This is a genomic window from Belnapia sp. AC561, assembly GCF_979252845.1.
This window is the reverse complement of the sequence record NZ_CEEDBP010000115.1, coordinates 1-585: the sequence shown is the minus strand read 5'-3', so window position 1 is coordinate 585 and position 585 is coordinate 1. Positions and strand designations below refer to the sequence as shown.

Annotated in this window: 1 protein-coding gene; it reads right to left on the bottom strand. The window is 69.2% G+C overall.

Annotated elements, in window-relative coordinates; genetic code table 11:
• Positions 1-17 precede the first annotated feature (17 nt).
• Positions 18-585, bottom strand: a 568-nt coding sequence (locus AC0IW9_RS30370) for a DNA glycosylase AlkZ-like family protein (protein WP_471652035.1), incomplete at its 5' end; no start/stop codon positions are given.

Below are 585 nucleotides of genomic sequence, written 5' to 3'. Positions count from 1 at the left end.
ATCAACCCGTCAGGAGCCTACCCATGCCTGATCCAGCTCGCCATCCGGGCACTCTTGGCGCGAGCGCTGACAAAACCAGTCAGGCCGCATTCCCCCACGAAGGCCAGCACCTCCGCCGCTAGGCCGGTCGGGGCATGCAGCCCCCCTGCCCCATCCGGATCCAGCCGCGGATGCAGCAAGTGCCGGGTGCCCGCGGGCATGAAGCCATAGGCGTAGAGAAAGTCTTCCTCCAGGCCGAGCCGCGCGAAATCTCGGTCCAGGTCGCCGGCGCGGTAGCTGCGCACCCGGTGCCGCAGGATGAGATCCTGGGCCCGTGCCGGAGCCCGGATCGGGTCGGCCTGCACGAAGCCGAGCCGCTGCACCGCGCTGGCGAGGTCGGTCGGTGTCGACAGCGTGGCCAGGCGTGCCTGGGCACGAAGCCGGTCGAGGGCGGTCCGTGATCTCATCTGTCGCGCCACCGTGCCTGAGCCGGCTGGATCGGCAAAGCCGGCGCCGCGACACCTGACCGAATCTTGTTCTTGATTCGTTCGTGCCTTCACGCCACCCTCCGGCGCATGCCCTTCCAAGACCCGCCCCCGCCCGATC